The following is a 20622-nucleotide window of genomic DNA, read 5'->3' on the forward strand; positions in this document are numbered from 1 at the left end:
GGCATTTTACCAGAGAAATGGTGGCATTGGGGTGCGATCCTTCGTCATTGTTGGATCAAACTCATCAGAAACTGCACGCAGAAAACAGAGCGCTCACCAAACAGGATTTGCAGAGAGCGAAAACCATAAAGCTGCTATTGATAGACGGGCTGACGAAATAGTTTATCAATCTATGATTTCCGAAAAAAGAAGCAAAAGTACAGGCCAAACAAGCTTTTGCGGCGGGTTTGCGCGAGGTGCTAAATGCCCAGAAATGGGAAACGATCGATACGCGTTTTCAATATAACAATGTGGACTATCAGTGTACGCTCACGCCGGGCGGACAAATGAAGCAGCGGGAGAACGGTATTTTTCATACCCACTATAATGACAAGGGTATCGCCTCCTCCTCACAAGAAACCGCACATGCCACGAATTTATGGCTGTCAGAATTCAGTGTCCTCGGTGAAAAGGGGACACCGCAAAAGCTGTTTACTGGGATTCGTCACGGCATCTTGTCTCCTTTTGGATTGGCAAAAAATTCAGATGCACGCTATTTAGGTGCGAAAGCGCGTGCTATGGAAGTGGTTACTGCCGCGCTGTTCACCCGCCCTGAGTTGCTGCGCGACGCTGAGCAAGGAAAAACGGTGGAACTCAATCTGGCTTCAACATCATTGGTTACTGGAGGGATTGGGGCTGAAAAAGAAATGATGGACAACCAGATGCAGGCATGGGCGCAACTGAGTCAACAGCAGCCGTTGCAGGTTCCGTTAAGGGATGCACAGGGCAATATTTATCACGCATCGGTCAATCTGAACGTTGCGGCATTCAACTTCGGCGTCAACGAATTTGCGCTCATAGGCAATATGGGGTGGAAACAGGCAGATGGTTACAACGAAGCGGCGCTGAAAACGCTGCTCGGCGATGATTTAAGCGTAACTGCGCCACCAAAAGGCTGGGTGGGAGACTATTTATCTCAACATCCGACAGCAGAAAATGCACAAAAAGTTCGAACGTTAAGCCAGCAGTTAAAAGCCATTTGGGCTAATAAAACGCACCATCGCGATGGTGGTGAACCCTATAAAGCGGCTTTGCGTGTTGCACTGCTCGCCAATGAAATTGGTGCGATGCCTTGTTGGAACTGCAAGAGTGGTAAAGACAGAACCGGTATGTTGGATGCGGAAATTAAACGTGAAACAGTGAAAATGCATCAACATGACACTGGCGTGATGAAACAAGCCTTCAGTGTCAGTTTACCGGGACATTCGCTGGACAGCGCGGAACAACAACTGTTACAGACCATTTTGCTTCACGGTGGAAATAAAAAGGTGCAACAATATAACACCGGCGCTCCTGGGAATAAGGTAGCTAAATCATTGCCAGGATTTCTGACATTGTCCACGCGTCAAAGAATCGGGGACAAGCGTGCCTTTGATGATACCAGAGGATTATCTAAGTTCGGGTAGTAGTGCTAAAATGTTGCGTTGGTGTAGTTGAAATGCGTCAAATAAACAACAATAACATTGCCATTTATAAGGTGTTTTGTGTGCGATTTTAATGGGTTCGACCGACTGTAAAAACGTGAGTAAACCTTGATCTAAATCGCAATCGACGAACCCGCTTTTTGGTGTTATGAAAATCCCGTCGTCTGGGAAATGGCTCCATAATATAAACTGATTCGAGCAAGGTATAACGTTACGTTATGCTGCGGAGGAAATATGTCGGTTATTCGCACATGCCTTAACCTGTTTGGTGGTGATACGGTAATTGTTCGGTGTTCTAATACGTTTGATATTCATATGAGCGATTCTACTCCGGAATTGCATACCACACCGGAGGTGGTGCAAAACAACAGTATTAGCATTAGTGCTGAAGATGAAGTCTATTTCACCGTACCTTATACTGGTGAGTGGAACTTAACCATTAATGCAAAGAATGATACACCAGAGCATTCAATTAGTTATTTCCCCGCATAATAACGGCGTTACTCAGGGACGAGGTAAATAAAATAGCGAATATCTTCTATCTATGGCGCAATATATCGGTTAACGCTGATAGTGACGTAGCGCCTAAGAAAATAGGTTGAGTGCTATTTGATGTCGGTGATTATGCGTGGCGTTGACTTGTACCATTACGGTGTTGGTTATACCGCAATATTGCTATCTCATTCAGCCTATATTCACATCTGCTTATATTATTAAGCGCTCCTCCCTATACCGACAATAGTTCTGTCTCTTCGGCAAAGATAAGGCCAATACCTTGAGTCACAGGTAGTGCTGTGATGCTAATCACGCCTCATGGTTACCAATGTTGCCAAGGATATACTATGTTCCTTAATTTTAAAGCCTCTTGCAACGAAGCAAACAAAACGTAGCCATACTATTAACACTCGAACAGATTCTTACGCATTTCTGCTACGCTTGAAGACAAGGTTTCAGCAACAAAAGTGTCGCGTCGGGCCAGGTAATCAGCGAGTAGAGCGAGACTTGAACACTGACGGTACAGGATTCCCCGTATCCTTGTGAATTGAACGTGCGTCATTCATCTGCATCGGTGACGCAGGTACGGAATTATTATCTTAACGTTATGACCATCGGTAGCGTAGAGGGCATTGTATTAGTCAGGCACCAAGACTAAAAGATGAGGCAAAACGCTTGGCTGCCCTGAGCGAATATGGCATCGATCATGGCCTTTGGATCCTGGCTTGAATAATTTGCTCAATTTGGCGGCAAATGTGTTTAATGTCCCCATCGTGCTGGTGTCTCTGATTGAAGAACAGCGTCAGTTACTGGCTGCTGGTTTGGGGATATCGGTTTGCGAAACGTCGCGCGAAGCCTCTTTCTGCGCGCATGCTATTTTGCGACGCAAGATCATGGTCATTCCCGATGCCCGGCTCGATGCGCGTTTTAAATATAATCCCATGGTTGTCGGAACGCCCCATATCCGTTTCTATACGGGGATACCGTTACGCACACTATCAGGTTACGCTATTGGGATATTGTGCATCATTGACCTTAAACCCCGGCGCACGCTGAGCGCCCGAGACGAACATAACATGCAGGATTTAGCCGCACTGGTAATGGACAGACTGGAAATGCGGCGACTTGAATTGGCGCGAAATGCCAGTCAGGTTCGCTTTGAGAATATTGCCAACACCTCACCAGACTCAATTATCTGCGTGAATGATAAGGGAATTATCACATTTTGGAATGCATCATCGGAGAAAATGCTCGAATATTCTCGTGAGCAAATTACTGGCAATAACATCGATACGATTGTTCCCAAGGATTTTATCGAAAAATTCAACGCCGTGGTGAGTGACAAGGAAGCTCTCATCAAAGGTGTCACCGTTGAACTGAACGTTCAAAGTCGTAGTGGAGCCCTGATTCCAGTAGAGCTTTCTGTTTCCATGTGGGCAGATGACTTTACCGTGAGTTACGGCGCTATTCTGCGTGATATCACTGAGCGGCGACGCAACGAAGAACGTTTGTTTTTGTTGGCGCATATGGATCCGCTGACATGGTTAGCAAACCGAACGCTACTGACTTCCAGTCTGGAGCAGGCGTTGAAAGATGAGCCGGCCATCTGCGTCATGATGGTCGATCTGGACGGATTTAAAGATGTGAACGACAGCCTTGGGCACGCTCGGGGTGATGAAATATTGGTCAGTTTTGCCAAGAAGATACAATTTAGCGTCGTGCCGTAGATCTCGTGGCGCGGATGGGTGGCGACGAATTTGCGGTATTGCTGCCCGGCGTAAGTGATTTCAAACTCGCCGCCGAGACGGCGGAGCGCATTATCCAGGAAATTTCGCAGGCGATGATCGTGGAGGAACACCAAATCAACATCAGCGCCAGCGTGGGCATGGTGCTTTATCCTATGCATGACATTACGGCACAGGATTTGTTGACCAGCGCCGATTTGGCGTTCTATCAGGCGAAAGCGGAAGGGCGCAACTGTCACCGTTTCTTCACGCGCGAAATGCGTGAGATCTTTCAAGCCAAGCACGCATTTCAATTGGAGTTCATTCGCGCCTACGAACTAGTGCGAGTTTGAAGTTTTTTATCAGCCTCAAGTTAATTTGATCACCAATGAAATTATCGGCGCCGAGGCATTATTACGCTGGCGGCATCCGCAAAAAGTGCTGCTGGGACCCGGCGCGTTTTTGGCGGCGCTGGAACGAGGCCCTTGGGCTGAACGTATCGGCGACTGGGTGGTTGAAACCGCGTGTCGTCAAGCGGCGGAGTGGTGTGAAGTAGGGGCCAAAAATTCTCGTATCAGTATTACGCCCAGTTCCGTTCGGGCACCTTGGCACAAAAGATCGAGCAGGTGCTGGCGCGCACAGGGCTTGATGCGGGTTCGTTGGAGTTGGAAATCACAGAAAACATCATCTTGCGCTATGACGAAAACATGTTGCAGCCGTTGAAAGTGCTGCGGGATGCAGGGATTTGTATTGCTTTTGATGATTACGGTACGGGCTACGCGTCGTTGAGCATGCTGAAGAATTATCCGGTAACCCGGCTTAAAATCGATCAAACCTTTGTACGCGCCATGTGCGATTCGCCGCCGGATGCGGCGATAGTGTGTGCCATTCTGTATTTGGGCAAAAGTTTTGGCCTTAACGTCATTGCTGAAGGCGTGGAGACCATGGAGCAATGCGAGCGCTTGCGCAACAAAGGCTGTGAAGAGGCGCAGGGATATCTGTTTGGTCACCCCATGATGGCAGAAGATTTTACTCAGCAGTTACGTGCGCAGATGGTCTCGGAACCCCGCTAACAACCTACATCTCTGTTATTGAGCCCGCCCCACGCAAACAAAAAATGGAATATAGATCACATTTTTTTATAGTGGTGGGCTGGTGTCGCGTTAGATGTGGGATTGGTTGTGCACGAAATCTTCGAAATGTTACTGGCGGTGTTTGGGCGCTCTGCGTTAATGTTGATTTGTCTGTTTTTTTTTAACGCGAACGCGGCAATTTCGTCAATTACTGCAATAAAGAAGATCACTCTTTACGCGAACGCGCAGCGGTCACCGCTATCTTCTCTCTGTTCGCGCTGTTTGGCACCTATTCAGGCATCAACGTCGAAGACTCCCTAGTCAACGTCCGAGAGATTGCCGTCATGTCGGGCGGTATTCTGTTTGGCCCTTGGGTGGGTATCGCGACCGGCACCATTGCCGGTGTGCATCGCTATCTGATCGATATCAATGGCATTACATCTGTTCCTTGTCTGATTACCAGTATTATCGCGGGAATTACTGCGGGCTACATCAATCGCAAGGTGAAGAAAGTGAAACAGTGGAGCATCGGTATTTTTGGCGGCATGATGTGCGAGTCGCTGACGATGCTGCTGGTGGTACTTTGGGCAACGCCTATCGCGCTGGGATTGGATATCGTGTCCAAGATTGCGGTGCCAATGATCGCTGGATCTGTCTGCATTGGGCTGATTGTATTGCTGGTGCAGAGTGTGGCGAATGAAAAAGAGGTGATCGCCGCACGGCAAGCGAAACTGGCGTTGGATATCGCCCATAAGACGCTACCTTATTTCCGTAATATCAATAGTCATTCACTGGCAGCGATTTGTCGTATTATTCGCACTGAAATTAATGCCGATGCGGTTGCCATGACCAATACGCAGCACATTCCGCAGCACATTCTGGCCTACGTTGGTGTCGGGGAAGAAAAATACAACATTGGTCATGACATTATTAGTCCTATGACGCAGCAGGTGATTCTCGATGGCAAAATCATTATTAAAAATAATGATGAACAGCACCTGACGCCGGGAATTCATTCTATGATTGTCATTCCCTTACTTGAACATGGACAGGTGACGGGCACGTTAAAAATTTATTATCGCCATGCCCATAGAATTACTTACTCCTTGCAGGTAATGGCCGTCGGTTTATCGCAACTGATGTCAACTCAGATCGAGGTTTCGCGCACCGAGCAATTGCGTGATATGGCGAATAAGGCTGAACTGAGAGCCTTGCAGAGTAAAATTAACCCCCATTTTCTCTTTAATGCGTTGAATGCCATTTCATCGTCGATCCGTATTAATCCCGATACAGCGCGTCAGTTGATGATCAATTTGTCGCGCTATCTGCGTTACAACCTTGAGTTGAACGATGACGCGTTGATTGATGTGAAAAAAGAGCTTTACCAGATTCGTGATTATATCGCCATTGAGCAGGCGCTCTTTGGTGCCAAGCTCACGGTGATTTACGACATTGATGACGATCTGGCCTATCAAATTCCCAGCCTGTTAATCCAGCCTCTGGTGGAAAATGCCATTGTGCACGGCATTCAACCCTGTCGTGGCAAGGGCACAGTGGTAATAGCGGTAAAAGATCTGGGAGAGCGATTGCGCGTGGCTGTCACCGATACCGGGCACGGTATCGATCAACAAACGATTGACTGCGTAGCGCGCAATGAAGTACCCGGTAATAAAATCGGTCTGCTTAACGTGCATCACCGTGTGCGATTGCTTTATGGCGATGGCCTGCACATCCGCAGATTGGAGCCGGGTACGGAAATTGTCTTTTATATTCCTCGCGTGGCTGACTCTGCGCGTATGGTGCCGGAAAATAATGTGATGGCCACGCTGGTCGCAGGAGATAAGCAGTGAAAGCCATTATTGTTGAAGATGAGTTCCTGGCGCAGGAAGAACTTAATTACCTGATTCGCCAGCACAGTGACATTGAGGTCGTGGCAACGTTTGAGGATGGCATGGATGTGCTGAAATACCTGCAACACAACGATGTTGATGCCATTTTTCTTGATATCAACATTCCATCGCTTAATGGCGTCTTTCTCGCGCAAAACATCAGCAAGTTTGCGCAAAAACCGTACATTATCTTTATCACCGCGTATAAAGAACATGGGGTCGAAGCCTTTGAAGTGGATGCGTTTGACTATATTCTCAAACCCTATCATGAGGCGCGCATCGTCACCATGCTGCAAAAGCTGGAAAATGCCTGGCAGTTACGGCAATCCGCCCCGACGCCAGAAAATGCCAGCGCCGCTAATGCCCCGCGCATTGGACAACACACCATCAATCTGATGAAAGATGAGCGCATTATCGTTACCGACATTAATCAAATCTATTACGCTGCTGCGCAGGAAAAAAGTGACGTTGGTCTATACGCGGCGTGAAACCTTTATCATGCCAATGAACATTACCGAGTTTTGTAGCCGGTTACCGGAAGAGGTGTTCTTTCGCCGCCACCGTTCTTACTGCGTCAATCTTACGAAAATCCGCGAAATCGTACCCTGGTTCAATAATACCTACATCCTGCGGCTGCACGAGTTGGAATTTGAAGTGCCTGTGAGCCGCAGTAAGGTGAAAACCTTTCGTGCATTGATGCGCCTGTAACGGCATTTCATTCCGTTCTGACGGCATCTCATTCCTGATTCGATCTTTTCACGTCACGCCGCTTGTAGACTGGCCCCAACACGTAAGCGGGTGGTCTAAGGTGCCGGTACCATGGCCCATTTTGCTTACCTTCTTTGATGTTCCCTCAGGGAACCGTTTTACTAAGAGGTCGGCCTATGAATGCCAAACCAACTCGTCGCGGCCAGATCGTACTGGGTACGATCATCGCACAAATGGGGCTGGGGACTATTTACACCTGGAGTCTGTTTAACCAACCGCTGGTCGACATTTTCGGGTGGTCGCTCAGTGCCGTGGCAACGACGTTTTCCATCACCAGTTTCAGCCTGGCGTTTGCAACGATGTTTGCCGGAAAATTGCAGGAGCGCATTGGCATTCGGCGTTTAACGCTATGCGCCGGTATCGTGCTGGGCCTGGGATTAATGGCCAGTTCAGGAGAGACCTCCTTGCTGGGCATGTACTTGCTGATGGACGTTGTGGTTGGCTTTGCCGATGGCACCGCGTATATCACCACGCTGTCCAACCTGATCAAATGGTTCCCTGAACGTAAAGGGTTGATTGCCGGTGTTTCTGTCGGGGCATTTGGTACCGGAAGCTTGGTATTCAAATATATCAACAGCTTTCTGATCGCAGAAGTAGGCGCATCTCATGCCTTTTTATTGGGGGCTGATGGCAATGATCATGATCGGACTGGGTAGCACCTTGCTGAAAGTGCCGCCGACACATGCTGCCAATGGAAAAACGGCAATCACCTACGGTACGCGTGATTTTACCTTGGGCGAAATGCTAGGGGCCAAAGAAGCCTATCTGCTGTTTGTGATTTTCTTTACGGCGTGCATGAGCGGCTTGTACCTGATTGGCGTGGTAAAGGATATCGGTGTCGAAATGGCGGCTAACGCCGTGTCTGCCATCGCTATTTTCAATACGGTAGGGCGTATTGTGTTGGGGGCAATGTCAGATAAAGTCGGCCGCCTGCGCGTTGTCAGCGGGACGCTGCTGGTTACTGCATTGGCTGTGACGGTTATGGCCTTCCTGCCGCTATCACCTGTGTTGTTTTTTATCTGTGTCAGCGCCATTGCCTTCTGCTTTGGTGGCAATATCACGGTATTCCCGGCCATTGTCGGCGACTTCTTTGGTTTGAAACATCACAGAAAAAACTATGGCGTCATTTATCAGGGATTTGGTATCGGTGCGCTGTCTGGCTCTTTCATTGCGGCACGACTGGGCGGTTTTCACGCTACCTTTAATTGCGATCGCAGTATTGTCAGCGCTGTCACTGCTGATTGCATTGTGGATCAAACCGCCCAAGCACGTCCGCACGCAACCCGAGATGCCTGCGACAGTGGCGCATGCCCGCGGATAATACGCTGTATTAACGACATAAATGCCTTATTATGCAGAGCCCCTGGGTTTTTACCCGGGGGCTTTTTTATGGTGCAGGTTCACGGGTATGATTCCGGCGCGATGACAGGTCGAATGGCTGTGCAGCGTGTCGCTACGGGCAAGGTTATTGCAAAATGTAAAGTTATGTCGTTTTAGCGATAGGAAGATTAAGAATGCTTGAAAACGGCGTGATAACCCATACCATCATGTTGTGAGTGATGTTAATCCCTTTAGAGAGGAAATCAGACTGTTATGATGCGTATTGCGCTTTTCCTGATCACCAACCTGGCAGTGATGTTGGTATTTGGGCTGGTTCTCAGCCTGACGGGAATTCGGTCCAGCAGTGTCCAGGGGCTTATGATCATGGCTTGCCTGTTTGGCTTTGGTGGTGCGTTCGTTTCACTGCTGATGTCCAAATGGATGGCGCTACGCTCGGTGGGCGGTGAAGTGATCGAACAACCGCGTAATGAAACCGAGCGTTGGTTGCTTGAAACCGTGCGGGTACAATCGCAGCAGGCTGGCATTGCGATGCCGCAGGTCGCTATTTATCACGCCCCCGATATCAACGCCTTAGCTACGGGGGCACGACGTGATGCGTCGCTGGTGGCGGTGAGCACCGGTTTGCTGCAAAACATGAGCTGTGATGAAGCCGAGGCGGTAATTGCTCACGAAATTAGCCACGTGGCTAACGGTGATATGGTTACTATGACGCTGATTCAAGGCATAGTGAACACCTTTGTTATCTTTATCTCGCGCCTGATCGCGCAGGTGGCATCTGGTTTCCTTTCTGGCAATCGCGACGAAGGTGAAAGCAGTAACGGTAACCCGCTGGTCTATTTTGCCGTGGCAACGGTGCTGGAGTTGGTGTTTGGCATTCTGGCGAGCATCATTACCATGTGGTTCTCGCGCTACCGCGAGTTCCATGCGGATGCGGGATCGGCGAAACTGGTGGGCCGTGAAAAGATGATTGCCGCGTTGCAGCGTTTGAAAACCAGCTATGAACCGCAGGAAGAAGGCAGCATGATGGCGTTTTGTATCAACGGTAAATCAAAATCTTTCAGCGAGTTATTTATGTCGCACCCGCCGTTGGATAAGCGCATTGAAGCGCTGCGCAGCGGTGCTTATCTGAAATAAAACTTCCACAAAAACAAACCATTCCACAACAGGGAGTCCATTACGGGCTCCCTGTCTGCAATAACGTGTTATCCTCTATACCTCTGTCTTGATAGCATAAATCCCTTTTTTACTGGGAAAACAGGGGATGAAAATCAGGAGAATGTTTCATAAAATAAAACCGTGATCACGGAAAAATGAAATACTATTTCTATAATGCTGGTATTACAGATCTATCGCATAAGGGTGGCGGTGAGTCGCAAGACTTGTGTCATCTGCTGGTACTAGCCGTATTCTTTTCGATATGTTCTAAGGACTTACGATGGCCAAAGGCAAAAAGATTCCCCTCTCGTTTCATACCTATCAAGACGCAGCAACCGGCACCGAAGTGGTGCGTTTAACGCCTCCCGATGTTATTTGCCATCGCAACTATTTCTACCAGAAGTGCTTCTCCAATGATGGAAGCAAACTGTTGTTCGGCGGCGCATTCGATGGCCCCTGGAACTACTACCTGATGGATCTGAACACGCAGGAAGCGACACAGCTGACGGAAGGCAAAGGCGACAACACCTTTGGTGGTTTTATGTCTCCTGAAGATGATGCGCTGTACTATGTGAAGAACACCCGCAACTTGATGCGCGTCGATCTGAACACGCTGGAAGAAACCACGATTTATCAAGTACCGGATGAGTTGGTAGGTTACGGTACCTGGGTTGCCAACTCCGATTGCACCAAGATGGTGGGGATCTAGATCAAGAAAGAAGACTGGCAGCCGCTGACCGACTGGAAAAGATTCCAGGAGTTCTATTTCACCAATCCGTGCTGCCGCCTGATCCGTATCGATCTGAAAACCGACGAAGCGCAGACCATTCTGCAAGAAAAACGTTGGCTGGGTCACCCGATCTATCGCCCTGGCGACGGCAACACTGTCGCATTCTGCCATGAAGGTCCCCATGACTTGGTTGATGCCCGTATGTGGTTCATCAATGAAGACGGCAGCAACATGCGTAAAGTCAAAGCTGCACGCACGAATTCTGGGTGCCGGATGGCTCTGCCATGATCTATGTGTCTTACCTGAAAGATGACACCAACCGTTATATCCGCAGCATCAACCCAGTTACGCTGGAAGATACGCAACTGCGCGTTATGCCGCCATGTTCTCACCGACGGTACACTCCTGGTTGGTGACGGTTCCGATGCACCGGTCGATGTACAAGATGACGGTGGTTACAAAATCGAAAACGATCCGTTCCTGTATGTGCTTAATCTGCAAACCGGCAAAGAACACCGCGTTGCACAGCACAACACCTCGTGGAAAGTATTGGAAGGCGATCGTCAGGTAATGCGCCCGCATCCGTCCTTTACGCCGGACAATAAACGCATCCTGTTTACCTCGGATGTGGATGGCAAACCAGCCCTTTATCTTGCCGCCGTACCTGATTCTGTTTGGAAGTAACCACAAAACCCCATCCCGGCAACGGAATGGGGTTTCTTCTATTCGTCACTTTGTTCCCGGTGACGAATAGAAGAAACCCTGAATATTTCGCGTTGCAGTAAGGTTGTCAGCAAACGAGTGAGGTCCGAAAAGCTTATAGGGATAAGTGATTCGGGCAAGCGAGCGGCGCTAACGCCACCATAATGTGAAGCGTGATGGGTATAATAACTTTAATAATAAGCAAGTCCCTTGATTATCGTTATTGTTCCATTGCCATAATCAGCGTGTTCCCTTTATACTAAAACTATCGTTCTATTTTTTTAAAAACAAAAAACTGAGTATGGTATCCAAAAAAATGGCTATTGCAGATTTAGATAAACAGCCCGATTCCGTGTCGTCCGTTTTGAAAGTTTTTGGTATTTTGCAGGCATTAGGTGAGGAAAGAGAGATCGGTATTACGGAACTCTCTCAGCGCGTCATGATGTCTAAAAGTACAGTGTACCGATTTTTACAGACTATGAAGTCCTTGGGATATGTCGCGAAGGAAGGCGAATCCGAGAAGTATTCGTTAACGCTTAAGTTGTTCGAACTGGGCGCCAAGGCGTTGCAAAACGTAGATTTGATTCGTAGTGCGGATATTCAGATGTGTGAATTGTCCGCGCTGACGAAAGAAACTATCCACCTCGGTGCGTTGGATGAAGATGGTATCGTATATATTCACAAGATCGATTCCATGTACAACCTGCGCATGTATTCCCGCATTGGTCGTCGCAACCCGCTGCACAGTACCGCCATTGGTAAAGTGTTGCTGGCATGGCGCGATCGTGACGAAGTGGTTGAAATTCTGAGCAAAGTGGAATTTACCCGCAGCACGCCGCATACGGTGGGTAGCGCTGATGAGCTGTTGCCTCTGCTAGATACCGTACGCCAGCAGGGGTATGGGGAAGATAAGGAAGAACAGGAAGAAGGCTTGCGCTGTATTGCTGTGCCCGTTTTTGACCGTTTCGGCGTAGTGATTGCTGGATTGAGTATTTCATTCCCAACCATTCGCTTTGCAGAAGAGAGCATGCACGAATATGTTGCCATGTTGCATCACGCAGCAAAAAACATCTCCGAGCAGATGGGCTATCACGACTATCCGTTCTGAATCGTCTTTCGCTGGACAAACGATTGCTTCTCAAAAAGCCTGCCTGACGGTGGGTTTTTTAACATCTGGAGAATGAGAATAATGACTGAGCATGTGAACGGCTATGGGCAACCTGTCGGCGAAGCGCTTCCTTTATGGTCAGCGCGGGCGTTCCCATGGCGTATCACGCTCACCGGGCGTTTTTGTCGGCTTGAACCATTAAGTGTGGCACTGCATGCCGATGCGCTTTATATCGCCTACGCCGGATGGCCGCGATTGGACCTATATGTTTGTCGGCCCGTTTCGTGATAAGGATGAGTACCGTGCTTATCTGACCACGGTAGAACAGCAGCAGGATACCCAATGTTATGTGGTTATCGACACACGCACCGATAACGCGGTGGGCACATTCTCGTTGATGCGCGTTGATGTGAACAACGGTGTTATCGAAGTCGGTTCTGTCGCTTTTTCCTCTGCATTAAAGCGCACGCCACTTGCGACAGAAGCGCATTTTTTGCTGATGGGCTATGTCTTCGAACAACTGCACTATCGTCGCTACGAGTGTAAGTGCGATAGCCTGAATGCACCGCCGCGTCGCGCCGCTCTGCGTTTGGGTTTTACTTTTGAAGGTATTTTTCGTCAGGCTGTCATTTATAAAGGGCGTACGCGTGACACTGCCTGGTTTTCACTGTTGGATACTGAATGGCCACAACGAAAGCTGGATTTTCTCGATTGGCTGGCACAGGGTAACTTCGATACTGAAGGAAAACAGATCCAATCGCTCGCCGCTATCAGGCTGTCTCGGCTGAAAGAGGGTTCATGAGCAGGATGTAATAGGCGTGGGCGGCTAAGAAGTGATAGTATGACCCGGATATGCTTGGGTTGAGAATATGAGTTGGGGTTGTTGTGAATATTTTACAGATTGTTTTTATCATGTTGATGGTGCTGTTTACCGCGCTGGTATAGTTTTTTGTTAATCGCGCCAGTGTCCGTGCCAATGAAAAGATCCGCTTGCTGCAAGAAATTTTGGAACAGCAACGAATTCAAACCGCGTTGCTTCAGTCGTTAGCGCCTGCCACTGCGGATGTTACGTCATCTGAGCCTGAAACCGTGGCCGCATCCGCACCAGAATTTGATGCGTTCAACGTTATTCCAGAGCGCTAAGACTGACTGCAATAGCTTGGGCGCTCGTCAGCATTGCTTCTACATAGCGCAGGTAACCAACGTGACGATGTGCGTACAATAATCAAAAACAGCAAATGGAAAAGTGAATACAACATGGCGGTAGAGAGTGAGCTGGTATTAAAACGGGGATTAAAGAATCGCCATATTCAACTAATCGCTTTAGGCGGTGCGATAGGGACAGGGCTGTTTTTAGGGATCTCGCAGACCATTCAGATGGCGGGACCTTCCGTGCTGTTGGGATACGGTGTCGCGGGCATTATTGCTTTCCTGATCATGCGCCAGTTGGGCGAAATGGTGGTTGAAGAGCCGGTTGCAGGGTCGTTCAGCCACTTTGCCTATAAATATTGGGGCAGCTTTGCCGGTTTCCTCGCAGGTTGGAACTACTGGGCAATGTTTATCCTGGTGGGCATGGCTGAACTCACTGCCGTCGGGATCTACATTCAATATTGGTGGCCTGATGTGCCCACTTGGGTATCAGCGGCGGTATTTTTTATACTGATCAATGCCATCAACCTGGTTAATGTGAAGGTGTATGGTGAAACCGGGTTCTGGTTTGCCATCATCAAAGTCCTGGCGATCCTTGGCATAATTGGATTTGGTGCCTGGTTACTGCTAAGCGGGCAGGGGGGAGAGCAGGCTACGGTACGCAACCTGTGGCAACATGGCGGCTTTTTCCCGCACGGCATCAGTAGCCTGGTGATGGCGGTGATCATGTTCTCTTTCGGTGGATTGTAACTGGTCGGGATCACTGCCGCTGAAGCTGCCGATCCTAAGTGTTCTATCCCGCAAGCGACTAATCAGGTCGTCTACCGCATTCTGATCTTTTATATTGGCTCGCTCGGTATCCTGCTGTCGCTTTATCCATGGCAGAACGTGGTCAGCGGCGGCAGCCCGTTTGTGATGATTTTCCATGCCCTGGACAGCAACGCTATCGCCAATGTGCTGAACCTGGTGGTGTTGACTGCGGCGTTGTCGGTATACAACAGTGGGGTCTATTGCAACAGTCACATGTTATTTGGCCTCGCCACTCAGGGGAATGCGCCACGTTGGTTGTCCCGCGTCAATGGGCGCGGTGTACCGGTCCGGTCCATTGCGCTTTCTGCGCTGGCGACCTCGATTGGCGTGCTGATTAACTATCGTTATGCCCGGCAAGGCCTTTGAGCTCCTGATGGCGTTGGTGGTATCAACGCTGGTGATTAACTGGATCATGATTTGTGTGGCGCATCTGCGTTTTCGCCGCGCGATGGACCAGTGCGGCGTAGTGACCCATTTCAAGGCGATTTTCTATCCATATGGCAACTACCTGTGTTTACTTTTCCTGACTGCCATTCTGGTCATCATGCTAATGACTCCAGGTATCCGGATTTCTGTGTTGTTAATCCCGGTTTGGGTGGGCCTTATCTGGCTGGGTTTTTTACCTGTCTCAGCGTCGTAAAGCGGCTGAAATGCTGGCGCATGGCGTGAAAGAATAACAGGATTAAGCGGGTTTTCTTCTCATCGCCGGTGTCATCATGTCAACGCCGGCGATGAAGTGCAGTGAGGTATTATTCGACTTTCGCTACGTCGGTCTTGCCTGCTTTTGCATTGGCAATTGCCGCATTCGCCAGCACGACAAAATCTTCGCTGGAGTGGGTGGCACCAATTACACCATAAACGTTTTCCGGATTTTGTTTTTCAACCAATCCTTGAGCCAGTTTGACTGTATACTCCTCTGGGTTCGCACCTGTTGCAGCTTTCATCTTCTTATTGTATTCCACATCAGTGGTTTTCAGATGACCGTCTTTTTGGCTGTTGTAGTCAAATTTTACGGCGGCAATTTTCCCGTCTTTGTAAGTCACTTCTACAAACGGTTTCCACCCTTTATCATCGAAATTAACGGTTTCAGCGCGGTATGTCCCGTCTTTGATGGCACCATCGGCAGCGTGAACACCCACAGCGAAAAGGCTCGCCACAACAATGGGTATGAACTTCATTTTCATGGTTTCATCCTCAGTATTCTTATCAGTGTATTTGTGTGTAAATGTATAAAGTAATCTGTCTGTTGGGGCCAATTTCAGGCACCAATAGTGGTTGAAGAGTACCGCTGACCTTTAGTTAAATAAAGTGTTCTGCTTAACAAAACGAGGTCATGATCATGGTAATTGTAGGGCAATTTGTGACCGGTAAGATAAACACGTTATGACAAGTGGGAAAATAGCGGTTATTTGACGCACTAACGGACGTGGTAAGTGACTGGTTCATCCCTGCTAATGGTGGTAGCATGAAGTTTGTCACTAATCCCACGCTTCGTGGGATTTTGATTTTGTGCCAGGTGTACCAATTTAACGACGGTTGGTTAGATGGTTACACAATGTTTTGAAAACTAAATGAATTCATTTTCGTATGTGATCTTTCGTGTGGGTCACCACTGCGAATAAGGGAACTAGAATGCCTGTTATTACGCTTCCTGATGGAAGTCAGCGTCAATATGATCGTGCCGTTTCTCCTTTTGATGTGGCACTGGATATTGGTCCTGGTCTGGCGAAAGCCTGTATCGCGGGCCGTGTTAACGGTGAACTGGTGGACGCCAGCGATCTGATCGACTCTGATGCACAATTGGCGGTTATTACCGCCAAGGATCAAGAGGGGCTGGAGATCCTGCGCCACTCTTGTGCGCATCTGTTGGGACACGCCATTAAGCAACTGTGGCCGGATACCAAAATGGCGATCGGCCCGGTCATCGATAATGGTTTTTACTATGACGTTGATTTAGATCGCACGCTGACGCAGGAAGATATCGATCTGCTTGAAAAACGCATGCATGAACTGGCCGACAAAGATTACGACGTTATCAAGAAAAAGATCAGTTGGCAGGAAACGCGTGATGTCTTCGCTGCGCGTGGCGAGACCTATAAGGTCGCCATTCTGGATGAAAACATCAGCCACGACGATCGTCCCGGCTTGTATCATCACGAAGAATACATCGACATGTGTCGTGGTCCGCATGTGCCCAATATGCGTTTCTGCCATCATTTCAAATTGCAGAAAACCTCGGGTGCTTATTGGCGTGGCGATAGCAAAAACAAGATGTTACAGCGTATCTACGGTACGGCTTGGGCAGACAAGAAACAGTTGGGTGCCTATTTGCAGCGTCTGAAAGAAGCTGACAAGCGCGATCACCGTAAAATTGGCAAACAGCTCGACCTGTATCGTATGCAGGAAGAAGCACCAGGCATGGTGTTCTGGCACAACGATGGCTGGACGGTATTCCGTGAACTGGAAGCTTTTGTGCGCATGAAGCTCAAAGAGTACCAGTATCAGGAAGTGAAAGGGCCCTTTATGATGGACCGCGTGCTGTGGGAAAAAACCGGGCACTGGGAAAACTACAAAGAAGCCATGTTCACCACTTCGTCAGAGAACCGGGAATATTGCATCAAGCCGATGAACTGCCCGGGGCATGTGCAGATTTTCAATCAGGGGTTAAAATCTTACCGCGATTTGCCGCTGCGCATGGCCGAATTCGGCAGTTGCCACCGCAACGAACCGTCAGGCTCGCTGCACGGGTTGATGCGTGTGCGCGGATTTACGCAGGATGACGCCCATATCTTCTGTACCGAAGAACAGGTTCGTGCAGAAGTGAATAGCTGTATCAAGATGGTGTACGACATGTACAGCACCTTCGGCTTTGAAAAAATCGTCGTTAAGCTTTCCACCCGCCCTGAAAAGCGCATCGGTAGCGATGAGATGTGGGATCGAGCTGAGCACGATTTGGCGGCTGCGCTGACAGAGAACGGGATTCCGTTTGATTATCAGCCGGGTGAAGGAGCATTCTATGGTCCGAAAATTGAATTTACTTTGCACGATTGTTTGGATCGCGCCTGGCAATGTGGTACGGTGCAGCTCGACTTTTCACTGCCGGGCCGTTTAAACGCCTCTTATGTGGGCGAAAGTAACGAGCGCCAGGTGCCGGTGATGATTCACCGTGCCATATTGGGCTCCATGGAGCGCTTCATCGGTATTCTTACCGAGGAGTTCGCAGGATTCTTCCCAACCTGGTTGGCGCCGGTGCAAGCTGTGGTGATGAATATCACCGATGGACAGTCCGAATATGTCAGTGAATTGACGCGAAAACTGCAAGATGCAGGTATTCGTGTAAAAGCGGACTTGAGAAATGAGAAAATAGGCTTTAAAATCCGCGAGCACACTTTACGACGTGTTCCCTATATGCTTGTTTGCGGTGATAAAGAGGTGGAAGCGGGCAAAGTGGCCGTTCGCACCCGTCGCGGCAAAGATTTGGGAAGCATCAACGTTAACGAAGTGATCAAGCAGCTGCAACAAGAAATTCGCAGCCGTAGTCTTCATCAGTTGGAGGAATAAGGTATAAAAGGCGGAAAACGAGTTCAACCGGCGCGTCCTAATCGCATCAATAGAGAAATTCGCGCGCAAGAGGTACGTCTAACAGGCGTCGATAACGAGCAGATTGGCATTATCAGTCTGAATGAAGCGTTAGAGAAAGCCGAGGAAGCAGGTGTTGATTTAGTTGAAATCAGTCCTAACGCCGAGCCGCCGGTTTGCCGAATCATGGATTACGGCAAGTTCCTCTACGAGAAGAGTAAGGCCACCAAGGAACAGAAGAAGAAACAAAAAGTTATCCAGGTTAAGGAAATCAAATTCCGTCCTGGTACCGATGATGGCGACTATCAGGTCAAACTACGCAACCTGGTTCGCTTTCTGGAAGACGGTGACAAGGCCAAAATCACCCTGCGTTTTCGCGGACGTGAAATGGCGCACCAACAGATTGGTATCGAAGTGCTTAACCGCGTTCGTGACGATCTGAGTGAACTGGCAGTGGTCGAATCCTTCCCTACGAAGATCGAAGGCCGCCAGATGATCATGGTGCTTGCACCGAAGAAGAAACAGTAAGGCATTCAAGTAATAGAACCCGTGCGGTGTCCGCATCGCGCGGGTTTTGTTCGCCTTAGCTGATTCATTATATCAACAATGCGAAGTGGAAATTAACATGCCAAAGATCAAAACAGTACGTGGCGCCGCTAAACGCTTTAAAAAGACCGCCAAAGGTGGTTTTAAGCGTAAGCATGCTAACCTGCGTCATATTCTGACCAAAAAAGCGACTAAACGTAAACGTCATCTGTGTCCGAAGGGTATGGTCTCCAAATGGGATCTGGGCCTGGTTGTCGCATGTCTGCCGTACGCATAAGTAACCTTTTTGAATCAAGAATAAGACTTTAGGAGAGAGCATATGGCTCGCGTAAAACGTGGTGTGGTTGCTCGTGCACGTCACAAGAAAATTCTGAAACAAGCGAAAGGTTACTACGGTGCCCGTTCGCGTGTTTATCGTGTTGCCTTCCAGGCAGTAATCAAAGCTGGTCAGTACGCTTACCGCGACCGTCGTCAACGTAAACGTCAATTCCGCCAGCTGTGGATTGCACGTATCAATGCAGCAGCTCGCCAAAATGGCTTGCCTTACAGCAAATTCATAAACGGCCTGAAAAAAGCCTCTGTTGAAATCGACCGTAAGATTCTTGCTGATATCGCCGTATTCGACAAAGTGGCATTCTCTGCACTGGTTGAAAAAGCGAAAGTAGCCCTGGCGTAAGCCAGTGGAAAGAGGGAGCGTTGCTCCCTTTTTGTTTAAGGAGCAATCAGTGTGTCCTTTCTGCCACATTGAGCGATATCCATAACTGTTGTGATTGATTTTTTATCCGGGTCGATTTCCAATAAGACAGTGCTGTTTGTAGTAACATTTTTACCGTAAACGTGTCCGCCGATAGGCTGTTGGCGATAAACATCGACACTGGTGACGCGCAAGCGTATTGACATTAAGGTAACGCAAGTATGACTACTGCTATTTTCCGTTTCTTTTTTTTACTTTAGCGCCTGATCTCAGGAGGCTTTGCGCGTAAGAAAAGAAACGAAAAATAGCGCTTGAAGCCTCCCGCCGGGAGGCTTTTTTATTTGCGTTTGGTTCTAATCATGATAACTGGCCATACAGGCAGAAGAAGAGGAATGCAATGCCACATCTCGCAGAGCTGGTAGCGAATGCCAGAACAGCCATAGACGCGGCTCAGGATATTGCGACGCTGGATAATGTGCGTGTCGAATACCTGGGAAAAAAAGGGCATTTAACCCTGCAAATGACATCGCTACGCAATTTGCCCGCAGACGAACGCCCTGCGGCGGGTGCGGTCATCAACCAGGCGAAGCAGGATGTGCAAGAAGCGCTGAACGTCCGCAAACAAACGTTGGAGTCGGCGGTGCTGAACGCCCGTCTGGCAGAAGAAACCATCGATGTTTCCCTGCCGGGACGCACCATGGAAAACGGCGGTTTGCATCCGGTCACTCGTACCATCGATCGTATCGAAACCTTCTTCGGTGAGTTGGGTTTCTCGGTAGCCACTGGGCCGGAAATCGAAGATGCTTATTACAACTTCGATGCGTTGAATATTCCGGGGCACCACCCTGCGCGTGCCGATCATGACACCTTTTGGTTTGATGCTACGCGTTTACTGCGTACCCAAACGTCTGGGGTGCAAATTCGCACCATGGAAAAACAGCAGCCGCCGATCCGCATCATCGCGCCAGGCCGCGTCTATCGTAACGATTACGACCAAACCCATACGCCGATGTTCCATCAAATGGAATGTCTGATCGTGGATAAAAACATCAGCTTTACCAACCTTAAAGGCACGCTGCACGATTTCCTGCGTAACTTCTTCGAAGAAGATTTGCAGGTGCGTTTCCGCCCGTCCTATTTCCCGTTTACTGAACCGTCCGCAGAAGTGGATGTGATGGGTAAAAACGGCAAATGGCTTGAAGTGCTGGGCTGCGGCATGGTGCACCCTAACGTATTACGTAACGTTGGCATCGATCCGGAAGTGTACTCCGGTTTCGCGCTTGGTATGGGGATGGAGCGTCTGACCATGTTGCGCTATGGCGTAACCGATTTGCGCGCATTCTTCGAAAACGATCTTCGCTTCCTCAAACAGTTTAAGTAAGGCGGGTACAACATT

At 48.9% G+C, this 20622-nt stretch carries 9 protein-coding genes, 10 pseudogenes and 1 other annotated feature; of the genes and pseudogenes, 18 read left to right on the forward strand and 1 reads right to left on the reverse strand.

The window, feature by feature from the left end; genetic code table 11:
• Nucleotides 1–212: 212 nt before the first annotated feature.
• The 13 genes and pseudogenes from JZM30_RS02815 to JZM30_RS02875 form a co-directional block, all read left to right on the forward strand.
• A pseudogene (locus JZM30_RS02815) lies at nt 213–1445 on the forward strand (inositol phosphate phosphatase SopB); the annotation flags it as partial.
• 252 nt (nt 1446–1697) lie between these two features.
• Nucleotides 1698–1955 (forward strand): hypothetical protein, encoded by a 258-nt coding sequence (locus JZM30_RS02820; RefSeq protein ID WP_252317498.1) that lies wholly within the window; start codon nt 1698–1700, stop codon nt 1953–1955.
• Between the two features lie 639 nt (nt 1956–2594).
• Nucleotides 2595–4755, forward strand: a pseudogene (locus JZM30_RS23785) (putative bifunctional diguanylate cyclase/phosphodiesterase).
• Nucleotides 4756–4863: 108 nt separating this feature from the next.
• Nucleotides 4864–6605 (forward strand): annotated as a pseudogene (locus tag JZM30_RS02835) (LytS/YhcK type 5TM receptor domain-containing protein).
• Nucleotides 6602–6953, forward strand: a pseudogene (locus JZM30_RS24565) (response regulator); the annotation flags it as partial. The pseudogenes JZM30_RS02835 and JZM30_RS24565, both read left to right, overlap by 4 nt.
• Before the next feature lie 65 nt (nt 6954–7018).
• A pseudogene (locus tag JZM30_RS24570) lies at nt 7019–7352 on the forward strand (LytTR family DNA-binding domain-containing protein); the annotation flags it as partial.
• A gap of 176 nt (nt 7353–7528) precedes the next feature.
• Nucleotides 7529–8733, forward strand: a pseudogene (locus JZM30_RS02845) (L-lactate MFS transporter).
• A 272-nt stretch (nt 8734–9005) separates the two neighbouring features.
• Nucleotides 9006–9887, forward strand: coding sequence for a protease HtpX (gene htpX / locus JZM30_RS02850; RefSeq protein WP_252317499.1), 882 nt, complete (start codon nt 9006–9008; stop codon nt 9885–9887).
• 301 nt (nt 9888–10188) lie between these two features.
• Nucleotides 10189–11322 (forward strand): annotated as a pseudogene (locus JZM30_RS02855) (oligogalacturonate lyase family protein).
• Between the two features lie 334 nt (nt 11323–11656).
• Nucleotides 11657–12448: a DNA-binding transcriptional regulator KdgR gene (gene kdgR / locus JZM30_RS02860; protein ID WP_252317500.1), complete on the forward strand. Its 792-nt coding sequence runs from the start codon at nt 11657–11659 to the stop codon at nt 12446–12448.
• Between the two features lie 81 nt (nt 12449–12529).
• A pseudogene (locus JZM30_RS02865) lies at nt 12530–13250 on the forward strand (GNAT family N-acetyltransferase).
• 110 nt (nt 13251–13360) lie between these two features.
• Nucleotides 13361–13591: pseudogene (locus JZM30_RS02870) on the forward strand (YebO family protein).
• A gap of 114 nt (nt 13592–13705) precedes the next feature.
• Nucleotides 13706–15047 (forward strand): annotated as a pseudogene (locus tag JZM30_RS02875) (amino acid permease).
• Nucleotides 15048–15156: 109 nt separating this feature from the next.
• On the opposite strand, the gene JZM30_RS02880 reads toward JZM30_RS02875, so the two are convergent.
• Entirely contained in the window at nt 15157–15591 is a 435-nt protein-coding gene (locus tag JZM30_RS02880) for an FMN-binding protein (RefSeq protein ID WP_252317501.1), read from the reverse strand.
• 448 nt (nt 15592–16039) lie between these two features.
• On the opposite strand from JZM30_RS02880, the gene thrS reads away from it, so the two are divergent.
• The 5 genes from thrS to pheS all read left to right on the forward strand — a co-directional run bounded on the left by thrS (nt 16040) and on the right by pheS (nt 20607).
• Complete coding sequence (gene thrS / locus JZM30_RS02885; RefSeq protein ID WP_252317502.1) at nt 16040–17968, forward strand: threonine--tRNA ligase; 1929 nt, start codon at nt 16040–16042, stop codon at nt 17966–17968.
• A 3-nt stretch (nt 17969–17971) separates the two neighbouring features.
• Nucleotides 17972–18514 carry a translation initiation factor IF-3 gene (gene infC, locus JZM30_RS02890; RefSeq protein ID WP_252317976.1) on the forward strand — a complete coding sequence of 181 codons (543 nt, stop codon included), beginning with the start codon at nt 17972–17974 and terminating at the stop codon, nt 18512–18514.
• A 97-nt stretch (nt 18515–18611) separates the two neighbouring features.
• Nucleotides 18612–18809 (forward strand): 50S ribosomal protein L35, encoded by a 198-nt coding sequence (rpmI, locus tag JZM30_RS02895; protein WP_252317503.1) that lies wholly within the window; start codon nt 18612–18614, stop codon nt 18807–18809.
• A 42-nt stretch (nt 18810–18851) separates the two neighbouring features.
• Complete coding sequence (gene rplT / locus JZM30_RS02900) at nt 18852–19208, forward strand: 50S ribosomal protein L20 (RefSeq protein ID WP_252317504.1); 357 nt, start codon at nt 18852–18854, stop codon at nt 19206–19208.
• 234 nt (nt 19209–19442) lie between these two features.
• Nucleotides 19443–19568, forward strand: a sequence feature (Phe leader region).
• 55 nt (nt 19569–19623) lie between these two features.
• The gene (gene pheS / locus JZM30_RS02905; RefSeq protein WP_252317505.1) at nt 19624–20607 is read left to right on the forward strand and encodes a phenylalanine--tRNA ligase subunit alpha; all 984 of its coding nucleotides are present in this window, start codon (nt 19624–19626) and stop codon (nt 20605–20607) included.
• Nucleotides 20608–20622 lie beyond the last annotated feature (15 nt).

It is taken from the genome of Candidatus Symbiopectobacterium endolongispinus (assembly GCF_018777385.1).
GTDB lineage: Bacteria > Pseudomonadota > Gammaproteobacteria > Enterobacterales > Enterobacteriaceae > Symbiopectobacterium > Symbiopectobacterium endolongispinus.

What these genes read in the sequence shown, in the direction of transcription:
- htpX (WP_252317499.1), top strand. Translation starts at nt 9,006, where the DNA reads ATGATGCGTATTGCGCTTTTCCTGATCACCAACCTGGCAGTGATGTTG.
- rplT (WP_252317504.1), top strand. Translation starts at nt 18,852, where the DNA reads ATGGCTCGCGTAAAACGTGGTGTGGTTGCTCGTGCACGTCACAAGAAA.
- JZM30_RS02820 (WP_252317498.1), top strand. Translation starts at nt 1,698, where the DNA reads ATGTCGGTTATTCGCACATGCCTTAACCTGTTTGGTGGTGATACGGTA.
- rpmI (WP_252317503.1), top strand. Translation starts at nt 18,612, where the DNA reads ATGCCAAAGATCAAAACAGTACGTGGCGCCGCTAAACGCTTTAAAAAG.
- thrS (WP_252317502.1), top strand. Translation starts at nt 16,040, where the DNA reads ATGCCTGTTATTACGCTTCCTGATGGAAGTCAGCGTCAATATGATCGT.
- JZM30_RS02880 (WP_252317501.1), bottom strand. Translation starts at nt 15,591, where the DNA reads ATGAAAATGAAGTTCATACCCATTGTTGTGGCGAGCCTTTTCGCTGTG.
- kdgR (WP_252317500.1), top strand. Translation starts at nt 11,657, where the DNA reads ATGGCTATTGCAGATTTAGATAAACAGCCCGATTCCGTGTCGTCCGTT.
- pheS (WP_252317505.1), top strand. Translation starts at nt 19,624, where the DNA reads ATGCCACATCTCGCAGAGCTGGTAGCGAATGCCAGAACAGCCATAGAC.